Here is a 19621-nt window from a genome sequence, read left to right as displayed (position 1 = left end):
GATTTGGGCATTTTTCTACTCCAGTTCCGATGGTTTCACGCCGCTCTGGGTACTTATACCTTGGCGCTGGCTTTGGCCCAGTCTTCCAGGAAGGCTTTGAGGCCCAGGTCGGTTAGGGGGTGCTTGACTAGTTGCTGGAAAACCTTGGCCGGCATGGTGGCGATGTCAGCCCCCAGCATAGCCGCCTGGGTCACGTGGCGGGGGTGGCGGATCGAAGCGGCCAGAATCCGGGTGCTGAGGTTCTGCACCTGGAAGAGTTCGGCAATCTCGCGGATTAAGTCCATGCCTTCCCAGGAGATGTCGTCAATGCGGCCCAGGAAAGGCGAAACACACCAGGCCCCGGCCTTGGCACAGAGCAGGGCCTGATTGGCCGAGAACACCAGGGTCATGTTGATGCGGATGCCTTCATCAGAAAGCGCTTTGCAAGCCTTGAGGCCATCCACGGTGGTGGGCAGCTTGACCACCACGTGCGGGTCAATGGCCGCCAGACGGCGCCCTTCGGCGATCATCTCGGCGGCGGTGGTGGAAACCACTTCGGCCGAGACCGGGCCCTGCACAATCTGGCAGATTTCCTTGATGGTGGGCTCGAGCGGGCGACCCGACCTGGCGATCAGGGAGGGGTTGGTGGTAACACCGGCCAGCACACCCCAGTCGGCTATTTCTTTGATTTCACTCACTTCAGCAGTATCCAGGTACAGATCCATGGCGCATGCACTCCTTCCCGCTTCTGGTCAGGTTTGGACGGGTTTTCCAGGCGAGTATATCGCCGACCAGCGATGAGAAACAAGTGATCTGGTTGTTGACGCGGGGTTAGCAGCTTGCTACCATTCAGGTTAGCCGGTTGCCAGCAGTGGAATATATCACAGGCTCCAACCGGTGTAAAGAGCTGGGGACAGGTAGGCTTTCAAAGACCACGCAGCGAGCCTGGGAGGGTGCGAGCCAGGCGGCAACCTGGAAGCCAAGGATCACCCCAGGCCGCTTGGGAAGAAAGGGCCGGTGGGCCTGAGTAGACCCCAACGGGTGCGCCCGAAACAGCGCGAACGAGTGCCCGAGCGCCGTCAAAAGCGTTCGGGAAGTGCGGTGGTAACGCGGGAAACCTCGAGCTGAGCTTCTCGTCCGCACCTGAGGAACTTTGGGTCACAGGTCGGGCGGTTTTTATTTGTGACCTACCTCAGAAAGGAACCAGGTTATGGTGGAGGAAAAAAAGCTGTTTCAAGAGGTAACCGAGACCAACTTCCCCAAGCTGGAAGAAGCTGTACTGGCTTTCTGGCGTGAGAATCAAATTTTTGCTAAGTCGGATCAAAAAGCTGCGCCCAAGGGTGAGTTTGTCTTCTACGAAGGCCCCCCCACCGCCAACGGCAAGCCGGCCATGCACCACGTGCTGGCCCGTAGCTTCAAGGACATCTTCCCCCGCTACAAAACCATGCAGGGCTACCATGTCACCCGCAAGGGGGGCTGGGACACCCACGGCCTGCCGGTAGAGATTGCGGTGGAGAAAAAGCTCGGCGTGCTGGGCCGCAAGGCCCTGAACCACCAGGAGATCGCCGAGTTTACCAAGCAGTGCCGGGAGTGGGTTTTCGCCAACATCGAGGACTGGAACTACTTTACCGAGCGCATGGGCATGTGGGTGGATCTCGAGAACGCCTACGTGACCTACCACAACAGCTACATCGAGTCGGTGTGGAACCTGCTCAAGCGCATGTGGGACAGGGGCATGGTGGTGCAGGACTACAAGGTGGTGCCGCTCTCGCCCCGCATCTCCACCACCCTCTCGCAAAACGAGATTGCCGATGGTTATCGGGAAGTGGACGACCCCAGCGTGTATGTGCGCTTCCCCTTGAAGCTCGAGACCACCCCGCCCGCGGTACGGGAAAAACTCCAGGCCCAGGGGGTGCGGCTCGAGGACTTAGAAAACCTGGCTATTCTGGTCTGGACCACCACCCCCTGGACGCTGCCCTCCAACACCATGGCCGCCGTCAACCCCGAAATGGATTACGCCGTGGTACGGTCGCCCTCGGTGGGCCACCTGATTTTTGCTACCGAGGCGGTGGAGCGGCTCAAAGAGCTGCACAAGGAGGAGCTCGAGGTGATCGCACACCTCAAGGGCGCCGATCTGGAGTGGTGGGAGTACACCCCCCCCTTCCCCGAGGTGTGCGTGGAACTGGGTGTTGTACCTCGTCAAGGGGCGCGAAGGTCGGAAGTACCTGGGATGACCGAATGGTACAGAGACAAACTCAGGGAGGCCCCGATAGAAGATTCCCTTGAATCCTTGAGGCAAGCAGTTTTGGCTCGTCCCGCTATGCACTTCATCGCCCTGGCCGACTTCGTGAGCGCTGAGGACGGCTCGGGGGTCGCCCACGAGGCCCCAGTCTACGGGGCTGAAGACCTGGAGCTGGCCCGCCAATACGGCACGCCCCTGCTCTTTGGCACCAACGAGTACGGCCTGATGCAGGTTACGGAAGAGCGCGGCAAGTTCTTCAAGGATGCTGATAAAGGTTTGATCCGCATCATGAAGGAACGGGGGGTCATGTACCATGCCGGTCAGATTCGCCACCGCTACCCCTTCCACGACCGCACCGGCGACCCCATCCTGTACTTTGCCAAGCCGAGCTGGTACATCAAAACCTCCAACTTCCGCCAGGCCCTGTACGACAACAACGAGAAAATTAACTGGATTCCCGAGCACATCAAGCACGGTCGCTTCGGCAACTGGCTCAAGGACAACGTCGACTGGGCCATCAGCCGCGAGCGCTACTGGGGTACGCCGCTGCCCTTCTGGGTATCGGAAGATGGCTCGGAGTACATCTGCGTGGGCAGCGTGCAGGAGCTTTCCGAGCTGGTCGGCCGGGACTTGAGCGACCTCGACCTGCACCGGCCCTACGTGGATGAAATTACCTTTGTCAAAAACGGCAAAACCTTCCGTCGGGTGCCGGAGGTGCTCGATGTCTGGTTCGACTCGGGGGCCATGCCCTACGCCCAGTGGCACCTGATGGTTGACCAGGACGGCAAGCCGCTGCCCGGTTTTGAGGCCAACTTCGAGCTGTGGCGCAAGCACTTCCCCGCCGACTACATCTGCGAGGCCATCGACCAGACCCGCGGCTGGTTCTACTCGCTGCACGCCATCTCGACGCTCTTGTACGACCAGCCCTGCTTCAAGAACGTCATCTGCCTGGGTCACCTGGTAGACGAGAAGGGTCACAAGATGTCCAAGAGCAAGGGCAACGTGGTGGAGCCCCTGCCCATGTTCGACAAGTATGGGGCCGATGCGGTGCGCTGGTATCTGTTCACCGGTTCGGAACCGGGGGAGCAAAAGCGCTTCTCCGAGCGCCTGGTGCAGGAGGCCCAGCGGGGCTTTCTGGGCACGCTCTGGAACGTGTACGGCTTCTTTGTGCTGTACGCCAATCTGGACAAGCCCAGCCTGAATCAGCGCCCTGCTGTACAGGATCGCCCCGAGATGGATCGGTGGCTGGTGGCCCGCCAGCAACAGCTTATCCAGCAGGTCACGGCTGCCCTGGATGCCTACGACGCCCGTGGCGCGGGTAAGGCCCTCGAGCAGTTTGTGGAGGAGCTATCCAACTGGTATGTGCGCCGCAACCGCCGGCGCTTCTGGAAAAACGACGATACCACCGACCGCGAATCGGCCTATGCCACCCTGTGGGAAGCCCTGGTCACGGTAGCACAGCTGGCCGCACCGTTTACACCCTTCATTGCCGAGGCCCTGTGGCAAAACCTGGTGCGCTCGGTTCAGCCCCAGGCTCCCGAGTCGGTGCACCTCTCCGACTGGCCCAAAGCCGAGCCGGGCCTCATGGATGAAACCCTGCTCACCCAGATGGGCGCGGTGGTGAAGGTGGTGGGGCTGGCTCGAGGGGCTCGAGCCACCAGCGGCATCAAGACCCGCATCCCCCTGCCCAGGGTGCTGGTCACCGCCCCCACCGAGGCCGAACTGGCTGGTTTGCGCCACTTCGCCGACGAAATTGCGGAAGAGCTGAACGTGAAAACGGTCGAGGTGCTGGGCCTGGGCGAGGAACTGCTCACCTACCGGGTACTGCCCAACCTGCCCGTACTGGGCAAAAAGTATGGCAAGCGGGTTCCGGCCATCCGCACTGCCTTAGCCGAACTCGACAGCCGGATGGTAGCCAAAACCCTCAAAGCTGGGCGGACTTTAAGCCTGGAAATCGAGGGCGAGCGCATCGTGCTGAAGCCCGAGGAGGTGCTGCTCGAGGCCCTCTCCCCCGAGGGCTTTGCCGCCCAGGAAGAGGGGGGTTATATGGCGGCGCTCGAGGTTCGCCTTGATGAAGACCTGCTGCTCGAGGGACTCAATCGCGATCTGATCCGGCTGGTACAGCAAGCCCGTAAGGACATGGGGCTGAACGTCTCGGATCGCATTCGCCTAACCTACCAGGCCGACGGTAAGTACAGGCAAGCCCTGGCCAAGTTTGGCTCGAGGCTCCAGGAGGAGACGCTGGCCCTTTCGATGGAAGAGGGCGAACCAGTCGGCTTTATCACCGAAATTTCCGACGAAGAGGGCTCGGTCAAATTCGGCTTGAGCAAAGCCTGAAGCTAAACTCGGCCAGCAAGGAACGGGCGCAAGCATTTGACGTTTGCGCCTGGGCAGCCTACACTCAAGTGCTATGGATTTGGAGACCTTAGAACACCGGCTCGAGGCCCTTCGGGGGTATCTTTGACATCGCTGGTAAAGAAGCCCGCCTGAAGGAACTAGACCGTCAAATCAACGACCCCAGCCTCTGGAACGACCCGGCCCACGCCCGCAAAATCTCGCAGGAAGCGGCCCGGCTGCGCAAGGCGGTAGAAGGCTACCGGCGCCTGGAGTCCGACCTGCAAGGGCTCTTGGAGCTCTGGCCGGAGCTTTCGCCCGAGGAGCGGGAGCAGATGCAACCCGAGCTCGAGCGGGCCGGGCGCGAGCTGGAAGACCTTTACCACCAAACCCTGCTCGGCTTTCCCTATGCCGAAAATGCCGCCATTGTGACCATCAAGCCGGGCGCCGGCGGCACCGAGGCCTGCGACTGGGCCCAGATGCTCTACCGCATGTACACCCGCTTTGCCGAGCGCAAGGGCTTCAACCTCGAGCTTGTGGACTTAGAACCCGGCGCCGAGGCCGGAATTGACCAGGCCCAGTTTATCGTGCGGGGCGAGAACGCCTACGGCCTGCTCTCGGCCGAGGCCGGGGTGCACCGGCTGGTGCGTCCCTCCCCCTTCAACGCCCAGGGCAAGCGCCAGACCAGCTTCGCCGCGGTGGAGGTGATGCCGGAGGTGGACGAGTCGGTGGACGTTCAGATCGCCCCCGAGGACCTGCGGATCGACGTGATGCGCTCGCAGGGCAAGGGCGGCCAGGGGGTCAACACCACCGACTCGGCGGTGCGGGTGGTGCACCTGCCCACCGGCATCATCGTGAAGTGCCAGGTCACACGCAGCCAGCAAAAGAACAAAGAGATGGCTATGAACATCCTGCGCTCGAAGCTGTTCGAGATCGAGTGGAAGAAAAAACAGGAGGAGCTGGCCCGGCTCAAAGGTGAGTCGCGGCCCATCGAGTGGGGCAGCCAGATCCGGAGCTACGTGCTGGACAAGCAGTACATCAAAGACCACCGCACCGGCGAGATGCGCCACGACCCCGAGAACGTGCTGGACGGCGACCTCGAGAGCCTCATCTGGGCCGGGCTGGAGTGGAAGGCCGGGCGGCGGGAGGCGGTTGCCAGCGCCGACGAGGAGTAGGGCCGGGCCTGGATAAAGAGGCTCGGTGCCGTAGGCTAGTGTCTTCGTGGAGCAAATCGGGGTCGGCTTCGGCCAGCCCAGCCGACCCCTTCAGGGATGTTTCGCAGGCTACTGCGCGGGGGTGGACTTCAACCGCTCCACCACCCCCCGATCCTCGAGGGTGCTGGTATCCCCCTTAATTTCCTCGCCCGAGGCCACCTGCCTGAGCAGGCGGCGCATAATCTTGCCGGAGCGGGTTTTGGGGAGGGCATCGGTGAGGCGAATCTCGTCGGGGCGGGCGATGGCCCCAATGGCCTTGACCACATGGGCCTTGAGTTCCTGCGCAAGCTCGGCGCTGGGGGTAAAGCCTGTTTTGAGGGTCACAAAAGCCACAATGCCCTCGCCCTTAATGGGGTCGGGCCGCCCCACCACCGCTGCCTCGGCCACTGCCGGGTGCGCAACCAGGGCGCTTTCGACCTCCATGGTACCCAGCCGGTGGCCCGAAACGTTGAGGACGTCATCCACCCGGCCCAGAATCAGGTAATAGCCGTCTTCGTCGCGCCGGGCCCCGTCGCCGGTGAAGTAGTTGCCGGGGTACTGGGAGAAATACTGCCGCTCGAAACGCTCCGGGTCGCCCCAGACCGTACGCAGCATGGAGGGCCAGGGTTTCTGGATGATCAGGTGGCCGCCCTCGTCGGGGTTGTTCACCGGCTGGCCCGAGGTGTCCACAATCTCGGGCTTCACCCCAAAGAAGGGCTTGCCGGCATGGCCGGGCTTCATGGGGTGTACACCCGGCAGGGTGGTGATCATGATCCCACCGGTCTCGGTCTGCCACCAGGTATCCACGATAGGGCAGCGCTCCTTGCCAATCACCCTGTAGTACCAGAGCCAGGCCTCGGGGTTGATGGGCTCCCCTACCGAGCCCAGCAGGCGGAGGCTCGAGAGGTTGTACTTGAGGGGCCACTGCTCGCCCCACTTCATAAAGGCACGAATGGCCGTGGGGGCAGTGTACAGGATGCTCACGCTGTATTTTTCGATGATGCTCCAGATGCGGCCCTCGTCCGGGGCGTTGGGCGCGCCTTCGTACATCAGGGTAGTGGCCCCGTTTTGCAACAGCCCGTACACCACATAGCTGTGACCGGTAATCCAGCCCACGTCCGCCGTGCAGAAGTAGGTATCGGTCTCCTTGAGGTCGAAGATGTACTGGGCGGTCAGGTAGGTATACACCGAGTAGCCCCCGGTGGTGTGCAAGACCCCCTTGGGCTTGCCGGTGGAGCCCGAGGTATACAGGATGAAGAGGGGGTCTTCGGCGTCCATGGGCTCGGGGGGGCAGTCAGGTGCGGCATTGGCCATCAGCTCGTGGTACCAGTGGTCGCGGCCCGGCTCCATGTGCACCTCGTGGCCGGTGCGCCGCACTACCACCACGTGCTCGATAGATTTAGCGTCTGAAAGGGCCTCGTCGCTGTTGGCCTTGAGCGGAACCACGCTCCCGCGCCGCCAGCCGCCGTCGGCGGTGATGAGCACCTTGGCCTGCGCGTCGTTGATACGGTCGGCCAGGGCCGAGGCCGAGAAGCCCCCAAACACCACCGAGTGCACCGCCCCAATGCGCACACAGGCCAGCATGGCGATGGCAGCCTCGGCGATCATGGGCAGGTAGATGGTCACGCGGTCGCCCTTCCGCACCCCCAACCCTTTGAGCACGTTGGCGAACTTGCTCACCTCGCGGTGCAGTTGCTGGTAGGTGAGGATGCGCGAGTCGCCTGGCTCCCCCTCGAAGATGATGGCGGCCTTGTTGCCGCGGGTTGCGAGGTGGCGATCGAGGCAGTTATAGGAAAGGTTGAGCTGCCCCCCGATGAACCACTTGGCGTTGGGTGGGTTCCACTCGAGCACCTTGTCCCAGGGCTTGAACCAGTGTAGCTCCGAGGCCACCCGACTCCAGAACTTTTCAGGTTCTTCTAGGCTCTCACGGTAAAGGGCCTCGTAGTCCTCGAGCCGACGAATACGGGCCGCTTGCCGAAAAGCCTCCGCGGGTTGGAAAACCCGTTCCTCCTTCAAAACCGCTTCGATTTTTTCCATACGCGCCTCTTTTAGATCAGACTACCAATCAAGGGGTCTTTTGTTGGTGAGCATAGGCGGGGCAGGGAACGGCGTCAAGAAAGACCGAGCTTCGGCAAATGTGCGAAATCTGGCTTTACTTGACAGTTCAAACGCAGCCGGGCCATCATAGCCACAGAATCCAGACGAGCCTGCGCTGGTCTTCTGATAGCAGGGCGCAGAGACCGGAAGACCTATGGCACAGAGTCGTAAGCTAACCACCGTTCAAGCCGCGCTTCGGGTACTGGCCTACCTGGCCGAGCATCCCGAGGGGGTAGAAGCCGCTCGCCTGGCCGCTTTTCTGGGCAAAAGCCTCTCCACCGCCTATGCCCTGCTAGCCAGCCTGGTCTCGGAGGGCTTTGCCGAACGGGAGGGCAGCACCTACCGGCTCTCCAAAAGCGCGCTGGCGCCTTCGCCCAACCGCCTGGCCGAGCCCGAGAAGCTATCGGATGCCCTGGAAGAGCTTTATCTGCGTACCCGCGAGCGCACCTATCTGGCCCTTCTCGACCGCGAGGGTAAGCTGCGCCTATCCACCCGCGGCCGGCAGGGCCTACCCAAGCTAGCCGGGCTGGAGGATCAGGTCGCCGAGGGCTTTCATGCCCTGGCCCTGGGCAAGGCCGTGCTGGCCTACATGGACAGCCAGGCCCAGGCCCCCCACCTGCAAAACCTCAAGGCCTTTACCCGGCTCACTATCACCGACCCGCTGACCCTCGAGGAAGAGCTGGCCAAGGTGCGCCAGATGGGGTTTGCCGTGGAGCTCGAGGAGCACGCCGACGGCATCTCCGGGGTGGCCGCCCCCATTTTCAGCCCGGACGGTGCGGTGATGGGGGCTTTTGGGGTGGTGGTGCCCTCGAGGCGCTTTCCCTACGCCTTTACCCGGCTGGTGCAGGCCGTGCAGGAGGTAGCCAGGGCCGCTTCCAGCCGCACTCGAGCCGAACAACCGCCCTCGGATGAGGCCAAGCCCCTTCCCGCCAGCGCGCCGGTCTACCTGGGTTCGTCCAGCGAGGAAACCCCCGTCTGGGCCCCCAAGCCCCTGGTAGAAAAGGCCAACCTCAAGGACTATCCCACTGAGTACCGGCGCAGCCTCGAGCAGCCCGAGGCTTTCTGGGGCGCCTGGGCCGAGCGCTTCCACTGGTTCAACCCCTGGAAGCGGGTTCGGGAGGTGGACACCCCCTACCACCGCTGGTTCGTGGGGGCCACCACCAACATCACCTACAACGCCCTGGATCGGCACGCCGACGGCCCCCGCCGCAACCAGCTCGCCCTGATGGCCCTGGCCGGGGATGGCACCGTACACAAGCTAACCTACCGCGAGCTGCGCGACCTCACCGCCCGCCTGGCCGGTGGGCTGCTGTCGCTGGGCATCAAGCCCGGCGACCGGGTGGCGGTGTATATGCCCACCGGGCTGGAAATGGCCCTGACCTTCCTGGCCTGCGCCCGCATTGGAGCGGTGCACGTAGCCATTCCTGCCGGCCTGGGCAGCCAGGCCCTGCGTGAGCGCCTGAAGGATACCCAGGCCCGGCTGCTGGTGGCCGCCGACCGCATGTACCAGGGCGGGCGCACCCTGCACTTCAACCATGTGCTCGAGGAGGCCACCCAGGGTCTGGATATACCGGTGCTGTGGTTTAGCCGGGGCGGTACGGTCAGACCGCTGGAATTCTGGGATTTGATCGAGGCCCACCGCCCCACCACTCCCGCCCTGCCCGTGGATAGCGAGCATCCCCTGTTTATCCTGTATACCTCGGGCTCCACTGGCAAACCCAAGGGTGTGGTGCACGTGCACGGGGGCTACATGGTGGGCATCACCTACCACCTGCGCACCCTCTTCGACCTCAAAGACGGCGAGATCTCCTGGGCCACCGCCGACCTCTCCTGGATTGTGGGGCACAGCTACGGCCTGTACGCCCCTTTGCTGGAAGGCCTGACCACCGTGCTGCGGGCGGAGCGGCTCGACTACCCCGACGTGAGCAGCTTCTACGAGACGCTGGAGGACTGCGGGGTCAACGTGCTCATCATCAGCCCCACCTGGCTGCGCACCCTGCGCAAACACGGCGACGAGTTCGCCCAGAATGCCCGTCTGTCCGACCTGCGACTGGTCGCCAGCGTGGGGGAGTACCTGGCCCCCGAGGTCTGGCACTGGGCCGCCAAGCACCTGGCCCACGTGGTGGATCACTGGTGGCAGACCGAGACCGGCGGCCCCTGCTTATCCACCCCCCTGTGCATGCCGGCCAAACCCGGCAAGACGGGCTTCCCCTTGCCGGGAGTCGAGGTGCGGGTAGTGGACGCCCTGGGACGCGAGCTGCCCCCCGGTCAGAAAGGCCACCTGGTCATCGGGCAACCCTTCCCCCACTTCATGCGCACCTTCTGGAACAACGACGAGCGCTACCTCGAGCAGTGGAGTCGCATTCCCGGCTGCTACAGCACCGGCGATATCGCCGTACGCGACAGCGAGGGCTACATTGCCCTCCTGGGCCGCTCGGACGACGTGATCAAAGCTGGCGAAATGCGTATTGGTACGGCTGAAATTGAAGGGGCCATGCTTTCCCATCCTTCGGTGGCAGAGGTCGCTGCCGTGGGAATTACCAACCCCGAGCTGGGCGAGGTGATCAAGTTGTATGTAGTGCTGAAAACCCGCGAGACCAGCCTCGAGGTGCGCGCCATCCTGGCCGACAAGCTGCAAGCCCACCTACGCCGCCAACTGGGCAACATCCACCTGCCCATCGAGGTAGAAATCCTGGACCAGCTACCCCGCACCAAGAGCGGCAAAATCCTGCGCCGCCTGCTCAAAGCCCAGGAACTCGGCGACGATCCGGGCGACCTGTCCACCCTCGAGCCATGAGCAAGCGCGAGGACTTCCCGGCTCAAATCCAGAAAAAGCCCGTTACCACGCTCGGAAAACCACTGAAACCCTCAATGCACATAATTCTGCCAGAACAGGAGACGCCCCTATGGAACTCGAGCAACTGCTAAAATCCAAGGTCAGCTACCAGGCCCCCGAAAACCTGCGGCAGCACGCCAACGTCCCCGACTTCTGGGCCGAATACCGCCGCAGCCTGCAAGACCCCGAGGCGTTCTGGGGGGAACAGGCCCGGCGGTTTCACTGGTTCCGGCCCTTTGAGCAGGTGCTGGAGTGGAACTTCCCCGACCACCGGTGGTTCGTGGGCGGCCAGACCAACATCACCTACAACGCCCTGGATCGCCATGCCCAGGGTTCCAAGCGCAACCAGGTCGCGCTTTTATACCTGAGCGAAGACGGTAGCGAGCAGAAGCTTACCTACGGTGAGCTTCTGGATCGGGTTTCGCGCCTGGCCACAGGGCTAAAAAGTCTGGGCGTAGAAAAAGGCGATCGGGTGATCATCTACATGCCTCTTACTCTGGAGGGCATTATCGCCATGCTGGCCTGCGCCCGCATTGGCGCGATTCACTCGGTGGTGTACGCCGGGCTGGGGGTTTCGGCGCTGCGCGAGCGCATCGTGGACGCCGGGGCCAGGCTGGTAATTGCGGGGGACGTGAGTTACCGCCGGGGCAAGCCGGTAGACCTCGAGTCCATCGTGCTCCAGGCCATCGAAGACCTAGACGTTCACACCATCTGGTTCTGCCGCAACAAAGCCGTGCCCGAGGGGCCTCGCTTTCACGATTTCAACAGTTTGCTCTGGTCGCACCAACCCGAGGCCGAAGCGGTTCCGCTGGATAGCGAGCACCCTCTGTTTATCCTCTACACCTCGGGCTCCACCGGCAAACCCAAGGGTGTGTTGCACGTACACGGGGGCTATATGGTGGGCACGGCCTACCACCTGCGCACCTTTTTCGACGTGAAGGACACCGATGTCTACTGGGCCACCTCGGACATCGGCTGGATTGTGGGCCACAGCTACATCGTGTATGCGCCCTTGCTCGAGGGCATCACCAGCGTGCTGCGCGAGGGTGCGCCGGACTATCCCAACCCAGCAGCTTTGTGGCAGGCCGTTGAGCGTTACCGGGTCAACGTAATGTTTACCGCTCCAACGGCAGTTCGTATGTTCATGAAGTTTGGTCCCGAATGGCCCGCCCGGCACGACCTCTCGTCGCTACGGTTCATCGGGGTGGCCGGCGAGCCCCTCAACCCGGAGGCCTGGCAGTGGGCGGTTGAGCATCTGATGGAGGGCGGCAAGCGCGGCTTTGTAGCTGACAACTGGTGGCAGACCGAGCTGGGCGGCCCCACCCTGGGCACCCCCCTCACCCTGGAGGGCCGGCCCGGCTTTGTAGGGGTGCCCCTGCCCGGCGTGGAGGCCACGGTGGTGGATGCCGAGGGCCACGAAATAGCCCCCGGAACCGGTGGCTTGCTCGCGCTCAAGCGCCCCTTTCCCCACATGATGCGCACGGTCTGGGGTAATCACGCCCGCTATACCCAGTACTGGACGGAAATACCCGGCAACGTGTATGCCGCTGGCGACGTAGCCAGCAAAACCGCCGAAGGCTACTTCACGGTGCTGGGCCGTGCCGACGATGTGCTCAACGTGGCCGGACACCGCATTGGCACCGCCGACGTAGAGAGCGCCCTGGTCTCCCACCCGGCGGTGGCCGAGGCTGCCGTAATTGGGGTACCCGACCCCATCAAGGGAGAAAACATCAAGGCTTTCGTGGTGTTGCGGGTGGGGCGCGAAAAAACCGAGGCCCTGCGAGATGAAATCGTGCAGCATGTGCGGCTCGAGCTTGGCCCCATTGCTACCCCCGGTGAACTGGTTTTCCTGGACAAGCTCCCCAAGACCCGCAGCGGAAAAATCTTGCGACGCCTGCTCAAGGCCCAGGAGATGGGGCGGGATCCGGGCGATTTGAGCACGCTCGAGGAATAAAAAAAAACTTATCCAGAGATAACTTTTCCTTAGCCTCGAGGCTTACATCCGACCTGGAGCCAGCATCAAAAATAACCGATAGGTCAAATAACGCCGGCTTCGACAAGCTCAGCCGACCCCAAACCGCATAAAACCCGGAAGCACTGCCAGATTACTTCGTGCGGTGTTATACGCATTTCGGTAGTATCGTTCACTTTGACAAGCCTAAACGATACTACCGAAATGCTTTTCTACTCCCTTCGGTCGGCTTGAATCCTTCGCCTCTGACTATGGCGGGCGGTGAAGGATTCAAGCAGAAACGGTGTTATCGCTATAAAGCCATGGAATGTATGGGGGTCGTTTTGCTGGCTTTAACGCACCCGCAGTAAACCTTCCAGGCTCTCATAAAACAAATAATTGCACCGCTTTTCGCATATATACAAAAACCGGCAATAACTTGACCCGGTTAATAGAAGGGCTATAGATTCATGGCGCAAGTCTGAAACGCGCAAAAGCGACCACCCCCTGGCTATGGTGGCCGGACTTGTGCTACATGGAGGTAGGCATGGATAAAGCAAAGGCCGACGCGTACTGGAAGGCCAACATTACCCTGATCCGTAACCTGCTCATCGTCTGGGCAGTGGTCTCTTACGGCTTTGGGATTTTGTTGGTAAACGTGCTCAACAACATCAAGTTCGGGTCAGTTCCGCTGGGCTTCTGGTTTGCTCACCAAGGCTCCATCATCATCTTCGTCATCTTGATCTTCATCTACGTTTCCCAGATGAACAAGATTGACCAGCAGTTCGACGTACACGAATAAGGGGGTTGCCAGTGAGTGTAGAACTTTGGACCTGGATCATTGTGCTCCTGACCTTCGGCCTGTACGTGGGGATTGGCATCTGGGCGCGCGTGCGTGAGACCGAGGGCTTTTACGTGGCCGGACGTGGGGTTCCTCCCATCGCCAACGGTATGGCCACCGCCGCCGACTGGATGAGCGCGGCCAGCTTTATCTCGATGGCGGGCCTGATATCTACCCTGGGCTACGACGGCACCATCTACCTGATGGGCTGGACGGGCGGTTACGTGTTGCTGGCGTTGCTCCTGGCTCCATACCTACGCAAGTTCGGCAAATTTACCGTACCGGACTTCGTGGGCGACCGCTACTACTCCCAAACCGCGCGTGTGGTGGCTGTGGTGGCTGCGGTGTTTGTCTCGTTCACCTACGTGATCCCGCAGCTCGTGGGGGTAGGTACGGTTTTCGCCCGCTACCTGGGGGTGCCCAGTGTTACCGGATTGTGGGTTGGGGTGGCCGTGACCGCACTGTTTGCTGTGCTGGGCGGAATGAAAGGCATCACCTGGACACAGGTAGCCCAGTACACGGTGCTGATTATCGCCTACCTGATTCCAGCGGTAGCCATCGCCAGCATCCTCACCGGCAATCCCATCCCGCAACTGGCCCTGACGTTTAGCGACATCACCACCCGGCTCAACCAGCTACAGGTAGACCTGGGCTTTACTCAGTATACGCAACCGTTCCAGCGCTTCGACATGCTGAATATCCTGCTGATTACGGCATGTTTGATGTTTGGTACGGCTGGGTTGCCCCACGTAATCATTCGCTTCTACACCGTACCCACGGTCAAGGACGCACGCGCCTCCGCTGGCTGGGCCTTGCTCTTCATCGCTCTGCTCTACACCACCGCTCCGGCCATCTCGGTGTTTGCTCGTTACAACCTGATTAATACCCTGCACGGCAAAACCTTTGAGGAGGTACGGCAAATTGACTGGGTAGCCAAGTGGGAAAAAACCGGGTTGTTGCGCTTTGTAGACAAAGATAACAACGGCACCATTACCATCGCCAAGGGCAACGCCTTCAAGTTCATACCCGGCACTACCCGTCCCGACGTAAACAACCCCGACACCACCAGCGCCAACGAGGTGTTCATCAACAACGACATCATCGTGCTCTCCACGCCCGAGGTGGCCAAGCTGGCCCCGCTGATCATCGCCCTGGTAGCGGCAGGTGGTCTGGCCGCGGCGCTTTCCACGGCGTCGGGACTGCTGATTGTGATCTCCTCGGCGCTCTCACACGACCTGTACTACCGCATCATCAACCCAAGGGCCTCCGAGGGGCAGCGTCTGCTGGTAGCCCGTGTAGGTATCTTGCTGGCAGTGCTGATTGCCGGATATTTTGGCCAAAACCCACCAGGTTTTATCGCGCAATTGGTGGCATTTGCCTTCGGGCTGGCAGCGAGCAGCTTTTTCCCGGCCATCCTGCTGGGCATCTTTGACAAGCGCACCACCCGCGAGGGGGCCATTACCGGCATGATTGTGGGGTTGGTCTTCACAGCGTTCTACATAATTGGCACCAGCTACTTTGGTATGCCCCGCTGGTTCCTGGGTGTAAGCCCCGAGGGCATTGGCACGGTAGGAATGCTGCTCAACTTCGTGATCACCTACTTTGTCTCGCGTATGACCCCCGAACCGCCCAAAGAAGTACAGGATTTGGTCGAATCGGTGCGGATTCCGCGCGGCGCCAAGGATGCGCATTATCACTAAAACAATCTTGGGGGTGGGTTTTCCCACCCCCACACGTTTTGGGTTTGAGAGTGCTATAGGATTACCTTACAGCCATGAACAAAAACTTCGAATCGCTCAAGAAAAGCAACATATACGTGCCCCCCAATCTAACGCTGCGCTTGTTACGGCTGTTGGTGGGTATTTCAGCATTTTTATTTTTGTTTTACGCGGTCGGACATTACCTGACTGGCTGGCCTTTCCCCACCCCGCTCGACCTCTTACGTATTGCCACAGCGGTGATGCTTGGGGGGTTGCTGGGGTTGGTGTTTTCGCGCTTCTGGCCCCTACCGCCTAAACCTGGACTCGAGCGCATTTTCCGCATCTTTTTCATGTTGCTTCCCGCTTTGCTGTTTGGCTACGCCTTACAGGTTTTTTCCGGGGCCAATCAGGCTTTGAGCATCATTCTGCCGTTATCGGCATGGCTCAGTTCGGGTCTGATTGTCCGGCTACCGGAAGAGGGGCAAAACTCCCCGGCAAAGTCGGCAAAATAGAACCGTGAACCCGCTCGAGTTCGTTCGTGCGCACGCCCCGTTTAACCTGCTACCCAGCGAGACCCTAGGCCAGGTAGAACGGGGTTTGGAAATTGCATTTTTCCCCAAGGACAGCAAGGTTCTGGAGCGCAACGGCCCCAAAAGCCAGCACCTCTACATGATTCGCAAAGGTATGGCCCGCCTCGAGCGCGACGGTCGGACGGTAATCCACCTGGAAGAGGGAGATATCTTCGGTTATCCCTCCCTTATCTCGCAGGATGCGCCCGCCTTCGACGTCGTGGCCGAGGACGACCTGCTGGTTTATCGCTGGCCCGAAGCGGTTTTTCGTAGGCTTTTGGAGCATCCACCGTTTGCCGAGTTTTTTACCAAAGGCCTGGCCGAGCGTCTGCGCCTGGTAGCGCCAAGCCAGGAGCCCAGGATCGTCAACATTGATCTAAGCCTGGCAGTAGGTGAGCTGGTGACACGGCCCCCGGTCTTTGTAGCCCGTAGCGCCACGGTGCAGGAAGCGGCGCAGGTCATGCGAAAGCATCAAATCAGTTCGGTATTGGTCGAGGGCAGTCCGATGGGCATCCTGACCGACCGCGACCTGCGCAACCGGGTGCTGGCCGAGGGGAAAGGCCCCGAAACCCCTCTGGTGGAAGTGATGAGCGCCCCGGCCAAAACCCTGCCCGCCAGTACACCCCTGTTCGAGGCCCTGGCCTTTATGGTCGAGCAGGGCATTCACCATCTACCCCTGGAGCAAGACGGCCAGATTGTGGGTTTGGTGACCGATACGGTCTTCATGCGCCAGCAGGCCCGCAGCCCCCTGCACCTGTTGCGGCGGCTCGAGCGCACCCGCAGCCTGGATGACCTGAAAGGCTATGCCAAAGAGCTGAGCGGCATCGCCGAGTCGCTGCTGGCGGGAGGCCTGGGGGCCAGCGAGATTGGCCGCAGCGTCAGCTCCCTCAACGATCAGCTAATTCGTATTCTGCTGCGCCAGGCCGAAGAGCGCCTGGGGCCAGCCCCCACACCCTATGCCTGGATGGTCTTTGGCTCCGAAGGGCGCATGGAGCAGGCTCTGCTCACCGACCAGGACAACGCCCTGGTCTACGCCGAAGAGTCCCCCGAAGCCCAGCGGTATTTCGCCGAACTGGCAGAGTATGTAGTTGGTGGCTTGATACAAGCCGGCTTCCCACCCTGCCCCGGCGGCTACATGGCCACCCACTGGCACAAACCCCTTACAGAGTGGCAAAAGCTCTTCCAGCACTGGGTCGAGACCCCCACCCCCCAGGAGCTGCTCGAGGCCCAGATTTTCTTCGATTTTCGCAAGGTCTATGGTGCGCTTTCACTGGAACCGCTGGAAAAAATTGTGGCTTCCAGTAGCACGCACGCCATCTTTCTCGCACACCTGGCCAAGGCTTCGGTGCAGTTCCGGCCTCCCATCGGGTTTTTCCGGAAAATTCGGGAGGAAGACGGCGGGGTGGATATCAAAAAGGGGGGCATTGCCCCCATCGTAAGCCTGGCCCGCGTGCATGCCCTGGAAGCCGGCAGCCTGGCCAAGGGCACGGTCGAGCGCCTGCGGGCTGCTGCCCGCGAGAACAAGCTAAGCCAGGAAGGAGCCGAAACTCTGATCGAAGCCTTCGGTTTTCTGATGCGCCTCCGGCTACGTCAGCAACTCGCCAGCATGCGACAGGGGCTTGCCCCCAGCAACAAGATTCAACTGGATCAGCTTTCCTCGCTCGAGCGCCGACACCTCAAGGAGGCCTTTTTGCAGATCCGCGAGATGCAGGAGGCCATGAGCCAGCGCTTCCACACCGACCGTCTGGGTTAATGTACCGCTCATGCTGTGGCCTTTTCGCAAAAGCCCTGCCTGGAACGAGGTCAACTACTGGGCCCTGGATCTGGAAACCAGCGGCCTGGAGCCATCCGATCAGATTCTGTCGGTGGGGATGGTGCCCATCCGCAGCGGGGTGATCGAGTTTGGCGCGCACTACTACAGCCTGGTGCGCCCGGCCCGGCCCGAGACCCTCTCGATCGAGGGCATTAAGGCTCACCATATCCTGCCCGGCGAACTAGAGACGGCGCCACCCCTGGCACAGGTGCTCGACGAGGTACAGCGGCGAATAAACCGGGATGTGCTGGTGTTGCACTTTAGTTCAATTGATTTGGGGTTTTTGAAGCAAAGCTGTAGAGCTTTAGGCCGGCCCTGGGCAAAGCCCCTGGTAGTGGATACGACAGTGCTGCTGGCCCGGCTCAACGAGCGAAGAAGGCAGCTCGAGCCCTACAGCCGGCCCTACCCCAGCGCACTGGGAGCCGCCAGGGCTATTTTTGGACTGCCCGGCCACCTCGAGCACCATGCTCTGTGGGATGCGCTGGCCACAGCCGAGCTTTTTTTAGCGCTCCGGCATCGGTTGCAAGCACAAACCCTGCATCAGCTCACATAAAAACCGATCGGCTCACTACAGCACTGCTCATACCGTTTCCGCTTGAGTCCTTCACCTCTGACTACGCCCAGCGGTGAAGGACTCAAGCCGACCGAAGGGAGTAGAAAAGCATTTCGGTAGTATCGTTTAGGCTTGTCTAAGTGAACGATACTACCGAAATGCGTATCACACTAGCCACTCTCGACTACGGAGCGGTTCAAACATCGAGGAAGTAGTCAGAAGCGTAGATGTCTGTTTTGTTGCGACGCGTTAGGGAACGAGCTTCCCATAGTGCATTCAGAGCACATCGCGGGTTGTGCCACGGGTGCGATAGTTGACCCAGTTTTTACGCCAGCGCAGGGCCTTTTTAATCACACCGTACAGTGGCGAGAGGGCCACGTCATAAGCAGGAAAGCGCACCCGGCTGCCGCCAAAACCCTCTTTGAAGGCATCTATACCGGCCGCATGGCTGCCCTCGCTCTGACGGGGCACCCCCCATAAATCGTAGATACGATAGCCATTCTGAAGTCCCCAGTTGATGGCCCCCCAGTGCATACCGTTGGGGGCCTTAGCGTTGGAGTTCTCGCGGCTGCTGCCCCCATAGAGATAGTCCACTTTGCCGGCAAACGCCACAAACAAACCGGCGGCCAGAGCCCTGCCCTCCAGTCGGGAAATCGAAATGAAGGCCTGCCCCAAGGGCTGATTCATCTCCTTGAGCACGGTCTGGTAGTAGGTTTTGGAATGCTGCAAGAGCTTGGCCCGGCGGTTGGTCTCCTCAAAGAGCTGCCAGAACTCTTCGAAGGCTTCGGGGCCTTCAATGGTGGTCACAACGCGCTTTTCAGCCAGTTTGGTATTCCGGCGGTGCATGTTGTCCATCTGAGCCAGCAAGCCCTCGCGGCCCAGCGTTAAGTCGAGCCAGATGGTGTACTCGGGTTGGATGGTCTCCTCAATTTGCATCCGGGAGAATTCCGGTGCGGCCTGCTGGGCCGGCTGGCCGGTTTCGGGCTCGAGCTTCAGGTACACCGCGCCCTGTGCCTGTTGTTTGAGCACCTCGACCACCCTGGGCAGGTCTTGAATGCTCCTGAGTGCGGGGCCCCTCGAGGCATACAGCATCGAAACAGGCCCGATAAATCTGCGGCGAAAAAGCTGTGCGGCAGCGATAAGCTCGCTGTTGTCGTAAACCGCGTAGCGCTCCGGCTGCCAGCCCGAAAGTCTCTTAACCTCGCCCCAACCCCACGACTGCAATGCGCTGGTAATGGGCAGCGAAGACACCATCTGGTTCCAGATGGCGGGGTCGGAAATGGGTTCCAGTCTTAGCACGAATCACCATTGTACTGTCTTTACGCAGATACGCTTCAACCTCGTTAAGAGGCGTGTCTCTGCACAACGTCTTCCAGTACGGGTCATTGGCCTCCAGTCGTTGCCAAAATTACCCGAGAATCGGCTTCAACAGGCTCAGCCAACCCTTGCACCGGATAAAAACGGTGGTTGCCACAGGTTACTCTGTGCAGGGTATCGCCAGGAGCCGTTGTAC

12 protein-coding genes are annotated in these 19621 nt (G+C 61.0%); 9 read left to right on the top strand and 3 right to left on the bottom strand.

Annotation, left to right across the window (positions count from 1 at the left end; all coding sequences use genetic code 11):
- Positions 1–53: 53 nt before the first annotated feature.
- Complete coding sequence (gene fsa / locus Q0X18_RS05185; protein WP_297559397.1) at positions 54–704, bottom strand: fructose-6-phosphate aldolase; 651 nt, start codon at positions 702–704, stop codon at positions 54–56.
- A gap of 485 nt (positions 705–1189) precedes the next feature.
- On the opposite strand from fsa, the gene ileS reads away from it, so the two are divergent.
- Together ileS and prfB are read left to right on the top strand one after the other, a co-directional pair.
- Complete coding sequence (gene ileS, locus Q0X18_RS05180) at positions 1190–4558, top strand: isoleucine--tRNA ligase (protein ID WP_297559395.1); 3369 nt, start codon at positions 1190–1192, stop codon at positions 4556–4558.
- 73 nt (positions 4559–4631) lie between these two features.
- Positions 4632–5730 (top strand): peptide chain release factor 2 gene (gene prfB / locus Q0X18_RS05175; RefSeq protein ID WP_297559393.1). Its coding sequence is split into 2 segments (ribosomal slippage): positions 4632–4682 and positions 4684–5730, totalling 1098 coding nucleotides; the frame shifts between segments, so codons are not numbered across the junction.
- Positions 5731–5838: 108 nt separating this feature from the next.
- Here prfB and acs (Q0X18_RS05170) read toward each other — a convergent pair.
- Positions 5839–7785, bottom strand: coding sequence for an acetate--CoA ligase (gene acs / locus Q0X18_RS05170; RefSeq protein ID WP_297559391.1), 1947 nt, complete (start codon positions 7783–7785; stop codon positions 5839–5841).
- Positions 7786–7999: 214 nt separating this feature from the next.
- Between acs (Q0X18_RS05170) and Q0X18_RS05165 the strand changes: the two genes are divergently transcribed.
- From Q0X18_RS05165 to Q0X18_RS05135, 7 genes are all read left to right on the top strand, one after another.
- A complete protein-coding gene (locus tag Q0X18_RS05165; protein ID WP_297559389.1) occupies positions 8000–10642 on the top strand; it encodes an AMP-binding protein in 2643 nt (880 codons plus the stop codon).
- 109 nt (positions 10643–10751) lie between these two features.
- Positions 10752–12635, top strand: a complete 1884-nt coding sequence (gene acs, locus Q0X18_RS05160) for an acetate--CoA ligase (protein WP_297559387.1) — start codon at positions 10752–10754, stop codon at positions 12633–12635.
- Positions 12636–13179: 544 nt separating this feature from the next.
- A complete protein-coding gene (locus tag Q0X18_RS05155) occupies positions 13180–13434 on the top strand; it encodes a DUF4212 domain-containing protein (RefSeq protein WP_297559384.1) in 255 nt (84 codons plus the stop codon).
- A gap of 11 nt (positions 13435–13445) precedes the next feature.
- Positions 13446–15173, top strand: coding sequence for a sodium:solute symporter family protein (locus Q0X18_RS05150; RefSeq protein ID WP_297559382.1), 1728 nt, complete (start codon positions 13446–13448; stop codon positions 15171–15173).
- Between the two features lie 74 nt (positions 15174–15247).
- Positions 15248–15685 carry a hypothetical protein gene (locus Q0X18_RS05145; RefSeq protein ID WP_297559380.1) on the top strand — a complete coding sequence of 146 codons (438 nt, stop codon included), beginning with the start codon at positions 15248–15250 and terminating at the stop codon, positions 15683–15685.
- Positions 15686–15689: 4 nt separating this feature from the next.
- Positions 15690–17495, top strand: coding sequence for a putative nucleotidyltransferase substrate binding domain-containing protein (locus Q0X18_RS05140; protein ID WP_297559377.1), 1806 nt, complete (start codon positions 15690–15692; stop codon positions 17493–17495).
- A gap of 10 nt (positions 17496–17505) precedes the next feature.
- Positions 17506–18108, top strand: a complete 603-nt coding sequence (locus Q0X18_RS05135; protein ID WP_297559375.1) for a 3'-5' exonuclease — start codon at positions 17506–17508, stop codon at positions 18106–18108.
- A gap of 276 nt (positions 18109–18384) precedes the next feature.
- On the opposite strand, the gene Q0X18_RS05130 is transcribed toward Q0X18_RS05135, so the two are convergent.
- Complete coding sequence (locus Q0X18_RS05130; protein ID WP_374707502.1) at positions 18385–19407, bottom strand: lipid II:glycine glycyltransferase FemX; 1023 nt, start codon at positions 19405–19407, stop codon at positions 18385–18387.
- Positions 19408–19621: the final 214 nt, after the last annotated feature.

It is taken from the genome of Meiothermus sp. (assembly GCF_026004075.1).
Classification (GTDB): Bacteria; Deinococcota; Deinococci; order Deinococcales; family Thermaceae; genus Meiothermus.
The sequence above is the reverse complement of the archived record's forward strand: the minus strand, read 5'-3'. Positions and strand labels throughout refer to the sequence as shown.

Bases quoted from the DNA above. Each gene is read 5' to 3' on its own strand.
- Q0X18_RS05145 (WP_297559380.1), top strand. From the start codon at position 15,248: ATGAACAAAAACTTCGAATCGCTCAAGAAAAGCAACATATACGTGCCC.
- fsa (WP_297559397.1), bottom strand. From the start codon at position 704: ATGGATCTGTACCTGGATACTGCTGAAGTGAGTGAAATCAAAGAAATA.
- acs (WP_297559387.1), top strand. From the start codon at position 10,752: ATGGAACTCGAGCAACTGCTAAAATCCAAGGTCAGCTACCAGGCCCCC.
- Q0X18_RS05165 (WP_297559389.1), top strand. From the start codon at position 8,000: ATGGCACAGAGTCGTAAGCTAACCACCGTTCAAGCCGCGCTTCGGGTA.
- acs (WP_297559391.1), bottom strand. From the start codon at position 7,785: ATGGAAAAAATCGAAGCGGTTTTGAAGGAGGAACGGGTTTTCCAACCC.
- Q0X18_RS05135 (WP_297559375.1), top strand. From the start codon at position 17,506: ATGCTGTGGCCTTTTCGCAAAAGCCCTGCCTGGAACGAGGTCAACTAC.
- ileS (WP_297559395.1), top strand. From the start codon at position 1,190: ATGGTGGAGGAAAAAAAGCTGTTTCAAGAGGTAACCGAGACCAACTTC.
- Q0X18_RS05155 (WP_297559384.1), top strand. From the start codon at position 13,180: ATGGATAAAGCAAAGGCCGACGCGTACTGGAAGGCCAACATTACCCTG.